Below are 14,636 nucleotides of genomic sequence, written 5' to 3'. Positions count from 1 at the left end.
GCGGCAGAAGGTGGACGGGCTGGATGTCCAGTAGTTCACCCTCCCGGCGCGCAGCGGCGCGTTTGTCGTCGACGCGACCCGTGCCATGACGCCAGACGCCGCCGTCCTGATGGCCGCGTACAACCGCTGGATGAACCGGCGGATGTACGAGGCCGCGTCGCAGCTGCCGGAGGCGGCGCTGCGCCAGGATCGCGGCGCCTTCTTCGGCTCCATCCAGGCCACGCTCAACCACATCGCCGTTGGCGACACGATCTGGCTGCACCGCTTCGCGCAGCCAGAGGCCGCCTCGGCGCTGCGCGAAGCGCTTCAGCCTTTTCCCCTGCCGACCTCACTTCGGCAGGAGCTGGCGGGTTCCTTCGCCGAGCTGCAGCGCTACCGGGCCGCGCTGGATGCGGTCATCGCGCAGTGGGCCGGCACGCTCACCGAGGCGCGGCTGGAGGGCGAGCTGGTCTATCGCAATACGGCCGGCAAGACGTTCACGCGTCCCTGGCGGCAGCTGGTCCTGCATTTCTTCAACCATCAGACGCATCATCGCGGCCAGGCCAGCACGCTGCTGTTCCAGGCGGGCATCGATGTGGGCGTGACCGACCTGATCGCGCTGCCGACCGAGGAGCTTTGAATGCAACCGGACTTCTGGCTTCAGAAATGGCAGGACAACCAGATCCCCTTCCACCAGCACAAGGTGATGCCGCTGCTGGAAAAGCACTGGCCGGCACTGCAGCTGCCCGCCGGCAGCCAGGTGTTCGTGCCGCTGTGCGGCAAGTCGCTGGACCTGGCCTGGCTGGCCGCGCAGGGCCACCGTGTGCTGGGTCTGGAGCTGTCGCCGCTGGCGGTCGCGCAGTTCTTCGCCGAGCACGGGCTGACGCCGCAGACCCGCGTCACCCGCTACGGCACCAATTACACGGCCGGCGCCATCGAGCTGATCTGCGGTGACGTGTTCGATGTCGATGCCGGACTGCTGGCCGACTGCGCCGGCGTCTACGACCGCGCCGCGCTGATCGCCCTGCCCGAACCGCTGCGGGCCCGCTACGTGGACGAGGTCTACGGACGCCTGCCGGCGCACTGCCGGGCGCTGCTGATCACGCTGGAATACGCCCAGCACGAGCGCGCCGGCCCGCCGTTCTCGGTCGATGCCGACGAGGTCCAGGCCCGCTATGCCGCGCACTGGACCATCGCGCCGCTGGAACGGCGCGAGATCCTGGCCGATGAGCCGCGCTTCGCCGCCGACGGCATGACCGCGCTGCACACCACGGTCTATCGGCTGCAGCGGCGCTGATTCGCCGGCCGCGCGCGCCATGCGGCGCGCGCGGTCAAACCGCCTGGGGCCTTCAGCCCAGCAGCATCTCCAGCACGGCCATGCGGATGGCCACGCCGTTGCCGACCTGGCGCAGGACCAGCGACTGCGGGCCGTCGGCCACCTCGTCGGTGATCTCCACGCCGCGGTTGATCGGGCCCGGATGCAGCACCACCGCCTCGGGCGCGGCGCGCTTCAGGCGCGCGGCGTTCAGGCCGTAGTCGCGGTGGTAATCCTCCAGCGAGGTCACCAGGCCTTCCTCCATGCGCTCGCGCTGCAGGCGCAGCATCATCAGCACGTCGGCGCCCTCCAGGGCGGCATCGAAATCGCCGGTGGTGCGGCAGCCGTCGCACACCTCGCCGCCGGGCAGCAGCGTGTCCGGCGCGCACAGGGTGATGTCGGTAGCACCGAGCGTGCGCAGCGCATGCAGGTCCGAGCGCGCCACGCGCGAATGCTTGATGTCGCCGACCATCACGATCTTGAGTTTGGAGAAATCCGGGCCCTTGGCCTGGCGGATGGTCAGCACGTCCAGCAGGCCCTGGGTGGGATGGGCGGCGCGGCCATCGCCGGCGTTGATCACCGTGGTGCCCTCGTGCGCGTGCGCGGCCAGCATCTGCGCGGCGCCGTCGTCGGGATGGCGCACCACGAAGCCGCGCACGCCCATCGCCTCCAGATTGCGCAAGGTGTCCAGCGCGGTCTCGCCTTTGCGCGCCGAGGAGGTCGAGGCGTCGAAGTTCACCACGTCCGCGCCCAGGCGCTGGGCGGCGATCTGGAACGAGCTGCGCGTGCGCGTGGAGGGCTCGAAGAACAGCGTGCACACCGTGCGCCCGACCAGCGTGTCGCGCTTGTGCGTGCGGCCCAGCGCGGTGTCGCGGATCATGCCGGCGCGGTCGAGGATGCGGCACAGCGTGTCCTTCGGCAGGCCCTCCAGGGTCAGCAGGTGCAGCAGGCGTCCGTTGGAATCCAGTTGGCTCATGGTGTGCTCGTGGTGAGGCGAAGGAGCCGCGCGCGCGGCGCGCGGCGGAAAGGAATCAGGCGATCGGCACAGCGCCTGCCCGGGCGCGGGCGCTCATGGCACATGCGTGGCGTCCTGCGGGGCGGCCAGCCAGCGCTCGACGATGACCGCCGCGGCCACCGCATCCAGCGCCGCGGCGTCGCGCTTGCGCTTGCGTCCCTGGGCGCGGTCGACCGCGAAGCGCTGCGCGGCCTCGACCGAACTGGAGCGCTCGTCCACCAGCACCACCGGCAGCTGGTAGCGCTGGCGCAGCTCACGGGCGAAGGCATGGGCGCGCTTGCGGATCGGCTGGTCGCCGCCGTCCAGGGTCATCGGGTCGCCGACCACGAAGCCGTCGGGGCGCCATTCGCCGCGCAGCTTGTCGATGGCGGCCCAGTCCGGACCGCCCGGATGCACATCGACCACGGCCAGCGCGCGCGCGCCGGTGCCGAAGGCGCTGGCCACGGCCACGCCGATGCGGCGCGCGCCCACGTCGAAGCCCAGGACGGTACCGTCCAGCTTCATCGGCGCTCCGGGATCGGAAAGTGCGGCGCCGCCGGTCTCGGACGGCGCCCTGCGGCACGGTGTCCGGCCGCCGTCTTCATGCGTGTCCGCTGTAATCCGTCATGCGGGTCATGTCCACGCCGATGCGCCCGCCGGCGGCCTGCCAGCGCTGATCCAGCGGCAGGTCGAACAGCAGCTCGCCATCGGCCGGCGCGGTCAGCCAGCTGTTCTCGCCCAGCTCGAACTCCAGCTGCCCGGCGCCCCAGCCGGCGCAGCCCAGCGCGACCACGGCATGGGCCGGGCCGTCGCCGCGGGCCATGGCCTCCAGGATGTCGCGCGAGGTGGTCAGGTACAGGCCGGCGCCGATCTGCATGGTCGAATCCCAGTCCTCGCCGCCATCGTGCAGGACGAAGCCGCGCTCGGGATGCACCGGGCCGCCGTACAGCACCACGCGGTTGCGCAGCGCCTCGTCGCTGGTCTGCAGGTTCATCTGCTGCAGGACCTCGCCCAGGGTGTATTCCGAGGCGCGGTTGACGACCACGCCCATGGCGCCCTCGTCGTCGTGCTGGCAGATCAGCGCCACGCTGCGCGCGAAATGCGGGTCGTCCAGCGCCGGGAGCGCGATCAGCAGCTGATTGGCCAGGGTGTCGGTCTGCAGGGGCATGCGGCCATTCTAGGGCATCGCCTGTCGGGCGCACGCCGCCGCGGCGCGGACCGGTCACTTGCGTGCCTGCATGGCCCTGCCACACTCGGCCTCCAACCTTATGACGGAGCGCAGGCGACAATGGGCACGATCGCGGTGGTGATGGTCGATGGCGTGGCGGACTGGGAGATCGGCGTGGTCCTGCCGGCGGCACGGGCGTGGTTCGGCGATACCGTGCTCAGCGCCAGCATCGACGGCAAGCCGGTGACCAGCATCGGCGGCCTGCAGATCGTCCCGCAATTCGCTCTGTCCGACCTGGCGCCGCTGGAGGCGGACCTGTGGATCCTGCCCGGTTCGGACCAGTGGCAGGCGGGCGAGATCCCCGGCCTGAGCGGCCTGCTGCGCGAGCGCGTGGCCGCCCAGCGCCCGGTCGCGGCGATCTGCGGAGCCTCCCTCGCCCTGGCCTATGCCGGGTTGCTGGACGCGCGGCCGCACACCAGCAATGCGCTGGCCTTCCTGGCCGAGCGCCTGGGCCCGGTCTATGCCGGGCAGGCCCATTACCGCGAGGAGAAGGTGGTCAGCGCCGACGGCGTGGTCACCGCGCCGGGCACCAGCCCGGTCAGCTTCGCCACGGCCTGCCTGCGCCTGCTGCATCCCGAGCGCGAGGACGACATCGCCAGCGTGAAGGCGATGTTCACCGCGGAGTTCGCCGACTGACCTGACCGACAGGCTCAGCGCGGCCCCAAATCAGCCGACCGCGAAGGTCAGCGCGTGGTCCAGCATGAACATCGCCAGGACCACGAGAAACGGACTGCGCAGCAACGGCCGCCCATAGGCGAAGCGGGCATGCAGCCAGAAGACGATGATCGCCAGATACAGCGCGATCATCCTGTAGATCACGCCCGCGAAGCCGCCGGCCAGGTGGATCCCCAGCCGCGCCAGACCAGGCTGGGCCACCATCAGCGCGGCAGCGACCACGAAGGCGACGTGCCGGAAGAAGCGGCGCCGGTACAGCAGCGCGAGCGCGTAGAACGCCACGAAGAACGCCGGATCGAACAGGAGGCCCGGTAAAAAAAACGTCGCCACTGCAGCCAGCCGACGCTGCCCGCGAACAGGACCACCAGCGCGATGGAAGCCCAGCCCAGCCAACGGTGCACGCGCGGCCTGCCCGCCTCGATCAGGAAGGGCTGCACGATCAGCAGCGCAAACCAGGCGACGCAGACGAGCGCGTGGAAGTGGACCGCGGCCGGCACGCCCGCGAAGTCCGGCGCGCGACCGAGATAGCCGAAGAACGGCGTGTCCGGGATACGCGGCGTGAAGCCGGCCAGGACCAGTGCCAGCAAGCCCAGGAAGAAGAAGCCGAGGTGGCGGTACGGGCGGCGCGCGGTCATGACGGAGAACTCGGGGCTCGATGACACCAACGCCGCCTCGAGGCGGCGCAGGTCAGCCCCGGTTGAGCCGCGTCACCGGCATGGGCGGCCGATGACGCGCACGCGATCCGGCCAGCGGACGGATCAGGCCTCCAGGCCGATCGGGCAGCTCACGCCGGTGCCGCCCAGGCCGCAATAGCCGGCCGGGTTCTTGGCCAGGTACTGCTGGTGGTAGTCCTCGGCGTAGTAGAACGGCGGCGCCGGGTAGACGATCTCGGTGGTGATCTGGCCGTAGCCGGCCTCACCCAGGCGTTGCTGGTAGGCGTCGCGGCTGGCCAGCGCGGCGTCGTACTGGGACTGGGTTTCGCAGTAGATGGCCGAGCGGTACTCGGTGCCGCGGTCGTTGCCCTGGCGCATGCCCTGGGTGGGATCGTGGTTTTCCCAGAAGGTGCGCAGCACCTCGTCCAGCGACACCTTGGCCGGGTCGAACACCACCCGCACGACCTCGGCGTGGCCGGTCATGCCGGTGCAGCTTTCCTCGTAGGTCGGGTTGGGCGTGAAGCCGCCCTGGTAGCCCACCGCCGTGGTGACCACGCCCGGCAGCTGCCAGAACTTGCGTTCGGCGCCCCAGAAGCAGCCCATTCCGAAGCCGATCGTCTCCATGCCCGGGAACTCGCCCTGGAGCGGCTGGCCGTTGACGAAATGCACATTGCGCAGCGGCAGCGGCGTCTGACGGCCCGGCAGCGCTTCCTCCGCGCGCGGCAGGCGCTGCTTGAACGCGCCGATGCCGAGGCGGCTGGTGAGGGACTCGAGCATGGGAAACCTCCTTGCGACGATGTGGATGGCGGGCGGCGCGGGGCCTGTCTTCGCGCTCCGGGGGCGCCTGGACGCCGCGCGGATGGCCGGCGCTAGGCCGGCAGCAGGTCGGGAGCGTCCAGATCCCCACAGATGGGGTCGGACGGGGGGTCGAGCAAGCCCGCTGCCTGCAGCGCATCGCGGGCCTGCGGCAGGGCCACGTCAGGCACGCACACGCGCAGCACGCCGAACAGCGGCAGCTCGCCGCCAGCGCCCAGCAGCGATTCGCCGAAGACGAAGGCCGGAATGCCCGCGTCTTCCAGCGCATGCCGCGCCAGATGGGCATCGAACAGGTTGTCGGCGCGATAGGCCACTTGCATGCGGACCTCCAGCAAGGCGGGATTGGCCGCGAGCATACGCCCGGCGCGGCGGGTGGCCTGTCGATGTGCCGCTCTGTCTCCTCAAATCTCGCAGCGGCCCGCCTGTAGAGCGGAGCTTGCTCCGCTGCTCTTCGTTCGGTTCGTGGGGACGGCCCCAGCGGAGCAAGCTCCGCTCTACAGGTAGGAGGTAGGAGCCGCCATGGCGGCGATGGGGCCTTACCGGGAGTCCCCAAGCCGTCTGGGTAGAGCCCTATCGCCGCCATGGCGGCTCCCACCGAGCTGCTACCAAGCTCCTAGCGAGCCTCCACCGAGCTCCTACAGCGCTCGAACAAGGCGTCGACTGCAGCGCCCACAGCGCGCGCAGCGCGAGACTTCGGGCAGAGGGCCCGCGGCCGCTTGGGCTAGACTTGGCGTTTGGATCTCGTCTTGCCGCTGCCCATGTCCGATACGCCTGCCGCTTCCGCCGATTCCGCGCCCGAAACCCGCGCCCCCGACGCCCAGACGCCGGCGGAGAAGCGCGATTTCATCCGCCAGATCGTGCGCGAGGACCTGGCCCAGGGCCGCCATCAGGGCGTGCGCACGCGCTTTCCGCCCGAGCCCAACGGCTATCTGCACATCGGCCACGCCAAGGCGATCTGCCTGGACTTCGGCGTGGCGGCCGAGTTCGGCGGGGTGTGCAACCTGCGCCTGGACGACACCAATCCGGCCAAGGAAGACCCCGAGTTCGTCGCCGCCATCCAGGACGATGTGCGCTGGCTGGGCTTCGACTGGGCCAACCTGCGCCATGCTTCGGACTACTTCGACGTGCTCTACCTGGCCGCCGAGAAGCTGGTCAAGCAGGGCGATGCGTTCGTCTGCGACCTCAGCGCCGAGCAGGTGCGCGAGTACCGCGGCACGCTGACCGAACCGGGCCGCAACTCGCCCTGGCGCGAGCGCAGCGTGGAGGAGAACCTGGACCTGCTGCGCCGCATGCGCGCCGGCGAGTTCCCCGACGGCGCGCGCACGCTGCGCGCCAAGATCGACATGGCCAGCGGCAACATCAACCTGCGCGACCCGGCGCTCTACCGGATCAAGCACGTCGAGCACCAGAACACCGGCAACGCCTGGCCGATCTACCCCATGTACGACTTCGCCCATTCGCTCAGCGATGCGGTGGAAGGCATCACCCATTCGCTGTGCACGCTGGAGTTCGAGGACCATCGCCCGCTGTACGACTGGTGCGTGGAGAAGGTCGACCTGGTCGGCCACCCCGAGCTGCTGCAGCCGCTGCTGGACAAGGGCTTCCCCAAGGAAGCCGACCGGCCGCGCCAGATCGAGTTCTCGCGCCTGAACATCAACTACACGGTGATGAGCAAGCGCAAGCTGACCACGCTGGTCACCGAGGGCCTGGTCGAGGGCTGGGACGATCCGCGCATGTACACGCTGCAGGGCCTGCGCCGCCGCGGCTACACCCCGGCGAGCCTGCGCCTGCTGGTCGATCGGGTCGGCATCTCCAAGCAGAACTCGGTGATCGATTTCTCGGTGCTGGAAGGCTGCCTGCGCGACGACCTGGACGCCAGCGCGCCACGGCGCATGGCGGTGGTCGACCCGCTCAAGCTGGTGCTGACCAACCTGCCCGAGGACCACGCCGAGTCGCTGACCTTCGCCAACCACCCCAAGGACGAGGCGGCCGGCACGCGCCAGGTGCCGTTCTCGCGCGAGCTGTGGATCGAGCGCGAGGATTTCGCCGAGGTGCCGCCCAAGGGCTGGAAGCGCCTGGTGCCCGGCGGCGAAGTGCGCCTGCGCGGCGCCGGCATCATCCAGTGCGAAGAGGTGATCAAGGACGGCGATGGCCGGATCGTCGCGCTGCACGGCACGCTCGATCCCGAGTCGCGTCCGGGCATGGAAGGCGCCAACCGCAAGATCAAGGGCACGATCCACTGGGTCGATGCCAAGGCGGGCGTGGCGGCGGAGATCCGGCTGTTCGATCGCCTGTTCTCGGTGGCCAAGCCGGACGACGAGAGCGAGGGCAAGACCTACCGCGACTACCTCAACCCCGAGTCCAAGCGCGTGGTCGCCGGCTTCGTCGAGCCGGCCGCGGCCCAGGCCGCGCCGGAGCAGTCGTTCCAGTTCGAGCGCACCGGCTACTTCGTCGCCGACCGCCGCGACCACACCCCGGACAAGCCGGTGTTCAACCGCAGCGTGACCCTGCGCGACACCTGGGCGGCGCAGGCGTGATGCGTTCCTGGCGCGCCCTGCTCGCCCCGCTGCTGGCCGCCGTGCTGCTGGCAGGCTGCGCCGCGCCGGCCAATACCCAGGCCGTGCCAGCCAACCCCGCCACGGCCCCGGCTCCCAGCACGCAGACCGGCTCGAACGCCACGCCCGCGCCTTCGCGCCCCCCCAGCACGCCGGCCAAGGTCCAGACCCAGTGCACCAGCGACGCGCAGTGCGTGGTCAAGAACATCGGCAGCTGCTGCGGCGAACTGCCCGCCTGCGTCAATGTGGACAGCCCCACCGACCCGGCCGCGGTCCAGGCGCAGTGCCAGGCCAGCGGCCGCATGGGCATCTGCGGCTTCCGCCCGATCAGCGCCTGCCAGTGCCAGGCCGGCACCTGCCAGCCGGCGGGCGACGGCGCCGGCAGCCTGAATTCTCCCGCCCCCGCACCGCTGCAGATCCGCTGATGCTTTACGCCCAGGTCCATCTCACCCTGCCCGCCTGGGTCCACGACGCCGTGGACCTGGGTCGCGCCTACGCCAGCGATGCCGACAAGGTGGCGCTGGCCATCACCCTGTCGCGGCTGAACGTCGAGCACGCCAGCGGCGGCCCGTTCGGCGCTGTGGTGTTCGACGGCGACCGCATCGTCGCGGCCGGCGTCAACCGCGTGGTGCCGCACAACACCTCGCTGGCCCATGCCGAGAACATGGCCTACATGCTGGCCCAGCAGCGCACGCAGAGCTTCCGCCTCAACGCGGTGCTGTCCGGCCCGGTCGCGCTGGCCACCTCGGCCCAGCCCTGCTGCCAGTGCTTCGGCGCCACGGTGTGGGCCGGCATCGACCGGCTGCTGATCGGCGCGCGCGCCGAGGACGTCGAATCGCTGACCGACTTCGACGAAGGCCCGCTGCCGGCCGACTGGGTCGGCGAGCTGGGCAAGCGCGGCATCGAGGTCGTGCGCGACCTGCACCGCGACGACGCCCGCGCGGTGCTGGCCCACTACGGCCAGCACGGCCCGCAGTACTGAAGAGCATCGCTTCGATGTCCGCGAACGCAGCCGCCGCCCGCGTCCGCTCGGCCGTGACGATCCGCCCCCTCACGGTGGCCGATGCGGCCGCGCTGAAGGCGTGCCGCGTGGCCGGGCTGCAGGAAACGCCCGAGGCGTTTCTGTCGACGGCCGCCGAGATCGAGGCCACGCCGCTGGCGCAGTTCGAGGCCGAGCTGGCCGATGCCGATATCCGCTATGCCGGCGCGTTCGACGGCGAGGGGCTGGTGGGCTTCATGCGCACGGTGCGTTTCTCGCGGCGGGCGCGGCGCCACGTCGCCGAGGTCCGCAGCGTGGTGGTGCGCGCGTCGCATCGCCGCCAGGGCATCGCCGACCGCCTGCTCTCGCACCTGATCGCACAGGCACGCGATAGCGGCATCGAGGCGCTGCTGCTGACCGTGGTCGCCGGCAACCTGCCGGCCCGCCGCCTGTACGAGCAGGCCAGCTTCACTGTCTACGGGATCGAACCGTGCGCCGTGCGCCGGGACGGCGTGGATGAGGACCAGCTCCTGATGCGGCTGGCGCTGCAGGCGGCGGGCCCATGAGCGGCCACGCAACGGCCGGTGCGCAGCCGCACGCACGCCGGAGGCAGGCATGAAGACCATCGGCCTGCTGTGCTATTGCCGCCAGGGCTTCGAACCGGAGCTGGCGGCCGAGCTGACCCAGCGCGCGGCCGAGGCCGGGCTGGCCGGCTATGCCCGTACCCAGCGCAACGACGGCTATGCGGTCTTCGCCTGCGAGGACGCGGGGCTGGCCGACGCCCTGCCCTGGCGCACGCTGGTGCTCGCGCGCCAGAAGCTGGCGCTGATCGCCGAGCTGCGCGGGCTGGACCCGGCCGACCGCATCACGCCGATGCTGGCCGCGCTGGACGGCCTGCCCCGGCTCGGTGATGTGTGGGTGGAGCACCCCGATTCGGACACCGCCAAGCCGCTGGCCGGGCTGGCGCGCAGCTTCGGCAATGCGCTGCGTCCGGCGCTGCGCAAGGCCGGCCTGCTCAGCCCCAAGGAAGACCCGCGGCTGCCGCGCCTGCACGTGCTGTTCGTCGCCGGCGATCACGCGCTGCTGGGCCTGGCCCGGCCCGGGGACGCCGCGCCCTGGCCGCTGGGCATACCGCGCCTGCGCCTGCTGCCCGAGGCGCCGTCGCGCTCGGCGCTGAAGCTGGAGGAAGCCTTCCTGGCCTTGCTCGATGCCGACGAGCGCGCCGCGCTGCTGCGCGCCGGCATGCGCGCGGCCGACCTGGGCGCCGCCCCGGGCGGGTGGACCTGGGTGCTCACCCGCCAGCAGCTGCAGGTCACCAGCATCGACAACGGCCCACTGCGCCAGCACGTGCTCGACACCGGCCTGGTCACCCATCTGCGCGCCGACGGCTTCCACTGGAAGCCCGCCCAGCCGCTGGACTGGATGGTCTGCGACATGGTCGAGCAGCCGCGCCGCGTGGCCGAGCGCATGGCCACCTGGCTGCGCGAGGGCTGGTGCCGGCACAGCGTGTTCAACCTCAAGCTGCCGATGAAGAAGCGCTGGGACGAGACGGTGCTGTGCCTGGAGATCCTGCGCACGCAATCCGGCGGCCTGCGCACCCTGCGCGCCAAGCAGCTGTATCACGACCGTGAGGAGATCACGGTGTTCGCCTCCAAGGGCGACAAGTGAGCACCGCGCGGTAGCGGCGGGCGACGACGCTTGGGCGCGTGGCTTGACGCATTGCCCACTTCGCGCAACTCGTGATCGCCAGCCCTGACGGTCTCAGCCGCTGCAATCGCCCCATGCGATGCTGACCTCCGTCAAAGGGAGGGCCGCGCCATGCAACCGATCCAGCTCAAGGACCCGGCCGGGTTCGCCGAGGAGTTCCTGCGCCTGTCGCTGATGCAGGGCTTCGGTTCGCTGAACAAGCGCGACCTGGAGCTGCTGACCTTCGTGCTGCTCGAGCGCGATGGCGCGATCCCGCGCGACAGTTCCAACGCCGCCGCCGCGCTGCAGCTGCGCATCACCGCCACGCGGGTCAAGAGCCTGCGCCGCGACGGCTATGCGCGCTGGCGGGCGCTGGTGCCGGAAGAACCCGACGCGGCCCTGCAGCGGATCGTGGCCACGGTGCTGACCGAGGACAACCTGCGCTCGGGCGCCAAGCACGTCAGCGAGCGCGCCAAGAAGGAGGGCTTTCTCGCCATCCGCGTCGAGCATCCCGACGATGCGCAGCAGTTCGAACAGGCCATCCTCGACGTCGGTGCGCTGCCGGTGTACGAGCGCAACCGCGAGGTGGTGGCGGTGCGCTTCGACACGCTGCTGAAGGTCGCCGAGAAGTGGGGCTATCTGCAGCCGGATCCGGCCGCGATCACGCGCGAGCTGAAGAAGCTGCAGCCGACCGCGGCCGAGGTGGCCGACCTGCTGCAGAAGGACGTCACCAAGCTGCGCTGGGTCGACGCCCGCAACGCGCTCAACAGCCTGGGCGCCAAGGCCATCGCCTCCACCGCCGAGGGCGGGTTGAAGGGACTGCTGAAGCTGGTGTTCCCCTTCCTGCCGTAGTTGCACCGGACGGCAAATGCCAACGCCTGTAGAGCGGAGCTCGCTACGCTGAGGCTTTCCAAGCGACCTGGCCGAAGAGCAGCGGAGCAAGCTCCGCTCTACCAACAGCAGCGTCACGTCAGAGCCCCGCCGCGCCCCGCAACGCGTTAAACAGCCTCGGTGCCAAGACCATCGCCCCCACCGCCGAGGGCGGGTTGAAGGGACTGCCTGTAGAGCGGAGCTTGCTCCGCTGAGGCTTTCCAAGCGACTTGGCCGAAGAGCAGCGGAGCAAGCTCCGCTCTACAAACAGCAGCGCCGCGTCAGAGCGCCGCCGCGGCCCGCAACGCGCTCAACAGTCTCGGCGCCGACGCCATCGCCCCCACCGCCGAGGGCGGGGTGAAGGGGATGCCTGTAGAGCGGAGCTTGCTCCGCTGAGGCTCTCCAAGCGACTTGGCCGAAGAACAGCGGAGCAAGCTCCGCTCTACCAACAGCAGCGCCGCGTCAGAGCCCCGCCGCACGTCGCCACAGCAGGTCGGTCAGCGGCGGCAGCCGGCCGGCCAGGCCGAGCAGCGGGCCGCGCGCCAGGGTGGTGTGCAGCTCGTCGGTGGAGAACAGGCGGTTGATGCCGTCGAAGGTGTAGGCGGCCACGGCGTTCTCGCTCAGGCGGGTGCGCGCCCAGCGCTGCAGCCGGTGCGCGCCGTCCCACGGCGCCTGCCGCGCCTGGGCCTGGGCCACGTTGTCCAGCAGCCCGGCTACGTCGCGCAGGCCCAGGTTGACGCCCTGCCCGGCCAGCGGATGCACCGCGTGCGCGGCGTCGCCGACCAGCAGCAGGCGGCCCTCGACGTACTGACGCGCCAGCTGCAGCCGCAGCGGGAAGGCCGCGCGCGGCGAATCGATCACCATCTCGCCCAGCCGCCCGGCGAAGGCCTGGGTGAGCTCGCGCGAGAACGCGTCCTCCTCCAGCGCCAGCACGCGCGCGGCGTCGGCCTGCGGCAAGGTCCACACGATCGAACTGCGCCCCTGGGTGCAGGGCAGCACGGCCAGCGGCCCGGTCGGCAGGAAGCGCTGCCAGGCGGTGTCCTCGTGCGGGCGTTCGGTGCGGATGTAGCCGACCACGCCGCGCTGGCGATAGTCGTGGCCCTGCGTGCCCAGCCCGGCCAGCTCGCGCAGGGTGGAGGCCGCGCCGTCGGCGGCGATCACCAGCCGGGCCTCCAGCCGCGCGCCGTCGTCCAGGGTCAGGCGCACGCCGGCCGCGTCCTGTTCCATCGCCTCCACCCGCGCCGGGCAGCGCAGCTGCACGCCGGCCGCGGGCAGCGCGGCCCACAGGCGATCGGCCAGCAGGCCGTGTTCGATCAGCCAGCCCAGCTCGCGTCGACCCAGGCGGTCGGCGTCGAACATCAGCTCGCCGCCGCCGGCCGCATCCCACACGCGCATGCGGCGATACGGCTGGGCACGCGCGCGGCGCACCGCGTCCCAGACGCCCAGGCGCTGCAGCAGGGCCGCGTTGTCCGGGGCGAAGGCGTAGACGCGCAGGTCCGGCGCCTGCGCCGACCACGGGGTCGGCGCCTGGCCTTCGATCAGCACCACCTCCAGCCCGCGCTGGGCCAGACCCAACGCGCAGGCCGCGCCGACCACGCCGCCGCCGACCACGATCACATCGCTGCGGGCGCGGCGACTCATGGCGCCGCCTCCCGACACAGCGCCGGCACGTCGCCGGCGAAGCCCATCGCCCCGCCGACCAGCATCGACTGCAGGCTCGGCATCCGGTCGATGGCCAGCAGCCCGGCGCTGCGCAGCGGCCGCAGCAGCGGCGCCGCATTGCTGGTCAGCCGCGCCAGGCCATCGGAGAAGCGCAGCGTGCGCTCGCGGTCCGGACCGCGCCGCGCGGCGTAGTCGGCCAGCAGCGCGTCCTCGCCCGGGTCGTCGCCGGCGGCGATCAGCTCGGCCAGGGTCAGCGCATCGCGCAGGCCCAGGTTGAAGCCCTGCGCGCCGAGCGGATGGATGGTCTGCGCGGCATTGCCCAGCAGCACGGCGCGCGGCGCGACGGTGCGCTGGGCCAGCACGCGCACGATCGGATAGCCGCTGCGCGGCCCGCTGGCGATGAAGCGCCCGGCGCGCCAGCCGAACACCGCCTGCACCCGCGCCAGCCACGCCGCCTCGTCCAGCGCGGCGACCGCCTCGGCGTCGTGTTCGCGCACCGCATGGATCAGCCCGTAATGGCGATCGCCGCGCGGCAGCAGCGCGGTCGGGCCGTCGTCGGTCAGCCGCTCCCAGGCGCTGCCGTCCGGGGCGCGGCTGGTGCGCACGCGCGCCACGAACAGGCGCTGCCCGTAATCGTGGCGCTGCGCCTCGATGCCAAGCGCGTCGCGCACGCTGCTGGCGCTGCCATCGGCGCCGACCAGCAGCGGCGTGCGCAGCTCCTGCTCGCCCGCGTCGGTGGCGATACGCACCCGGCGCAGGCCGTCGGCCAGGCCGGCCAGCGCGACGAAGCGCGCCGGCCGGTAGCGGGTCACATGCGAACAGGCGTCCAGCGTCTCTTCCAGCGCCTGGCCGAAGTCGCGCGCGACCACCACCTGGCCGAAGGCCTCGCGCCCGTAATCGGCCGCCTCCAGCAGCACCCGGCCGAAATCGCCGCGGCGGCTGACGTGAATGCGCCGGATCGCGCCGGTGGGCGCGTGCAGCCGGGACATCACGCCCAGCGCCGTCAGCGCATTGACCGTGGCCGCGGCGAAGCTGAGATTGCGCTCATCGAACACCGCCGGCATCTGCCCCGACGGCGTCGCCTCGATCAGGGCGACATCGCGCCCCAGCCGGTCCAGCGCGATCGCCAGACTGGCCCCGACCAGGCCGCCGCCGACGATCACCACATCATGTCGTGCACTCATGCCGCCATGATACGACCTGACCCATCCGGGCTTGTGGTGA

18 protein-coding genes are annotated in these 14,636 nt (G+C 71.5%); 9 read left to right on the top strand and 9 right to left on the bottom strand.

What is annotated here, in order from left to right; genetic code table 11:
• Positions 1-85 precede the first annotated feature (85 nt).
• Complete coding sequence (locus MWN52_RS07110) at positions 86-619, top strand: DinB family protein (protein WP_286577231.1); 534 nt, start codon at positions 86-88, stop codon at positions 617-619.
• Positions 620-1,276, top strand: a complete 657-nt coding sequence (locus MWN52_RS07105) for a thiopurine S-methyltransferase (protein ID WP_286577230.1) — start codon at positions 620-622, stop codon at positions 1,274-1,276.
• 52 nt (positions 1,277-1,328) lie between these two features.
• On the opposite strand, the gene MWN52_RS07100 is transcribed toward MWN52_RS07105, so the two are convergent.
• The 3 genes from MWN52_RS07100 to MWN52_RS07090 form a co-directional block, all read right to left on the bottom strand.
• Positions 1,329-2,270: an aspartate carbamoyltransferase catalytic subunit gene (locus MWN52_RS07100; protein ID WP_286577229.1), complete on the bottom strand. Its 942-nt coding sequence runs from the start codon at positions 2,268-2,270 to the stop codon at positions 1,329-1,331.
• A 93-nt stretch (positions 2,271-2,363) separates the two neighbouring features.
• Positions 2,364-2,813 (bottom strand): Holliday junction resolvase RuvX, encoded by a 450-nt coding sequence (ruvX, locus tag MWN52_RS07095; protein ID WP_130523622.1) that lies wholly within the window; start codon positions 2,811-2,813, stop codon positions 2,364-2,366.
• Positions 2,814-2,889: 76 nt separating this feature from the next.
• Positions 2,890-3,456, bottom strand: coding sequence for a YqgE/AlgH family protein (locus MWN52_RS07090; RefSeq protein ID WP_131660071.1), 567 nt, complete (start codon positions 3,454-3,456; stop codon positions 2,890-2,892).
• 120 nt (positions 3,457-3,576) lie between these two features.
• Between MWN52_RS07090 and MWN52_RS07085 the strand changes: the two genes are divergently transcribed.
• A complete protein-coding gene (locus MWN52_RS07085; protein ID WP_286577227.1) occupies positions 3,577-4,152 on the top strand; it encodes a type 1 glutamine amidotransferase family protein in 576 nt (191 codons plus the stop codon).
• Between the two features lie 30 nt (positions 4,153-4,182).
• Here the strand turns inward: MWN52_RS07085 and MWN52_RS07080 are convergent, their stop codons facing one another.
• The 4 genes from MWN52_RS07080 to MWN52_RS07065 form a co-directional block, all read right to left on the bottom strand.
• On the bottom strand, positions 4,183-4,413 hold the full coding sequence (locus MWN52_RS07080; RefSeq protein ID WP_286577225.1) for a hypothetical protein: 231 nt from the start codon (positions 4,411-4,413) through the stop codon (positions 4,183-4,185).
• Complete coding sequence (locus tag MWN52_RS07075) at positions 4,395-4,826, bottom strand: hypothetical protein (RefSeq protein WP_286577224.1); 432 nt, start codon at positions 4,824-4,826, stop codon at positions 4,395-4,397. Before MWN52_RS07075 ends, MWN52_RS07080 begins: the two co-directional genes overlap by 19 nt.
• A 123-nt stretch (positions 4,827-4,949) precedes the next feature.
• A complete protein-coding gene (msrA, locus tag MWN52_RS07070) occupies positions 4,950-5,621 on the bottom strand; it encodes a peptide-methionine (S)-S-oxide reductase MsrA (protein WP_130523618.1) in 672 nt (223 codons plus the stop codon).
• A gap of 92 nt (positions 5,622-5,713) precedes the next feature.
• Positions 5,714-5,980 (bottom strand): putative signal transducing protein, encoded by a 267-nt coding sequence (locus tag MWN52_RS07065; protein ID WP_130519198.1) that lies wholly within the window; start codon positions 5,978-5,980, stop codon positions 5,714-5,716.
• Positions 5,981-6,418: 438 nt separating this feature from the next.
• Here MWN52_RS07065 and MWN52_RS07060 point away from each other — a divergent pair, with 438 nt between their 5' ends.
• The 6 genes from MWN52_RS07060 (at position 6,419) to MWN52_RS07035 (ending at position 11,732) form a co-directional block, all read left to right on the top strand.
• Entirely contained in the window at positions 6,419-8,197 is a 1,779-nt protein-coding gene (locus tag MWN52_RS07060) for a glutamine--tRNA ligase/YqeY domain fusion protein (protein ID WP_286577222.1), read from the top strand.
• Positions 8,197-8,640, top strand: coding sequence for a hypothetical protein (locus tag MWN52_RS07055; RefSeq protein WP_286577220.1), 444 nt, complete (start codon positions 8,197-8,199; stop codon positions 8,638-8,640). The genes MWN52_RS07060 and MWN52_RS07055 overlap by 1 nt, the downstream gene beginning before the upstream one ends.
• The gene (locus MWN52_RS07050) at positions 8,640-9,197 is read left to right on the top strand and encodes a nucleoside deaminase (RefSeq protein ID WP_130519203.1); all 558 of its coding nucleotides are present in this window, start codon (positions 8,640-8,642) and stop codon (positions 9,195-9,197) included. The genes MWN52_RS07055 and MWN52_RS07050 overlap by 1 nt, the downstream gene beginning before the upstream one ends.
• A 14-nt stretch (positions 9,198-9,211) precedes the next feature.
• Positions 9,212-9,760 (top strand): GNAT family N-acetyltransferase, encoded by a 549-nt coding sequence (locus tag MWN52_RS07045; RefSeq protein ID WP_286577217.1) that lies wholly within the window; start codon positions 9,212-9,214, stop codon positions 9,758-9,760.
• Between the two features lie 49 nt (positions 9,761-9,809).
• On the top strand, positions 9,810-10,862 hold the full coding sequence (gene rlmM / locus MWN52_RS07040) for a 23S rRNA (cytidine(2498)-2'-O)-methyltransferase RlmM (protein ID WP_286577216.1): 1,053 nt from the start codon (positions 9,810-9,812) through the stop codon (positions 10,860-10,862).
• A gap of 150 nt (positions 10,863-11,012) precedes the next feature.
• The gene (locus MWN52_RS07035; protein WP_286577215.1) at positions 11,013-11,732 is read left to right on the top strand and encodes a hypothetical protein; all 720 of its coding nucleotides are present in this window, start codon (positions 11,013-11,015) and stop codon (positions 11,730-11,732) included.
• A 480-nt stretch (positions 11,733-12,212) separates the two neighbouring features.
• Here the strand turns inward: MWN52_RS07035 and MWN52_RS07030 are convergent, their stop codons facing one another.
• The gene (locus MWN52_RS07030; protein ID WP_286577214.1) at positions 12,213-13,391 is read right to left on the bottom strand and encodes a UbiH/UbiF family hydroxylase; all 1,179 of its coding nucleotides are present in this window, start codon (positions 13,389-13,391) and stop codon (positions 12,213-12,215) included.
• Positions 13,388-14,596 carry a 2-octaprenyl-6-methoxyphenyl hydroxylase gene (gene ubiH, locus MWN52_RS07025; RefSeq protein ID WP_286577213.1) on the bottom strand — a complete coding sequence of 403 codons (1,209 nt, stop codon included), beginning with the start codon at positions 14,594-14,596 and terminating at the stop codon, positions 13,388-13,390. The genes MWN52_RS07030 and ubiH overlap by 4 nt, the downstream gene beginning before the upstream one ends.
• Positions 14,597-14,636: the final 40 nt, after the last annotated feature.

Source organism: Pseudoxanthomonas winnipegensis (assembly GCF_030322905.1).
GTDB lineage: Bacteria > Pseudomonadota > Gammaproteobacteria > Xanthomonadales > Xanthomonadaceae > Pseudoxanthomonas_A > Pseudoxanthomonas_A winnipegensis.
The sequence above is the reverse complement of the archived record's forward strand: the minus strand, read 5'-3'. Positions and strand labels throughout refer to the sequence as shown.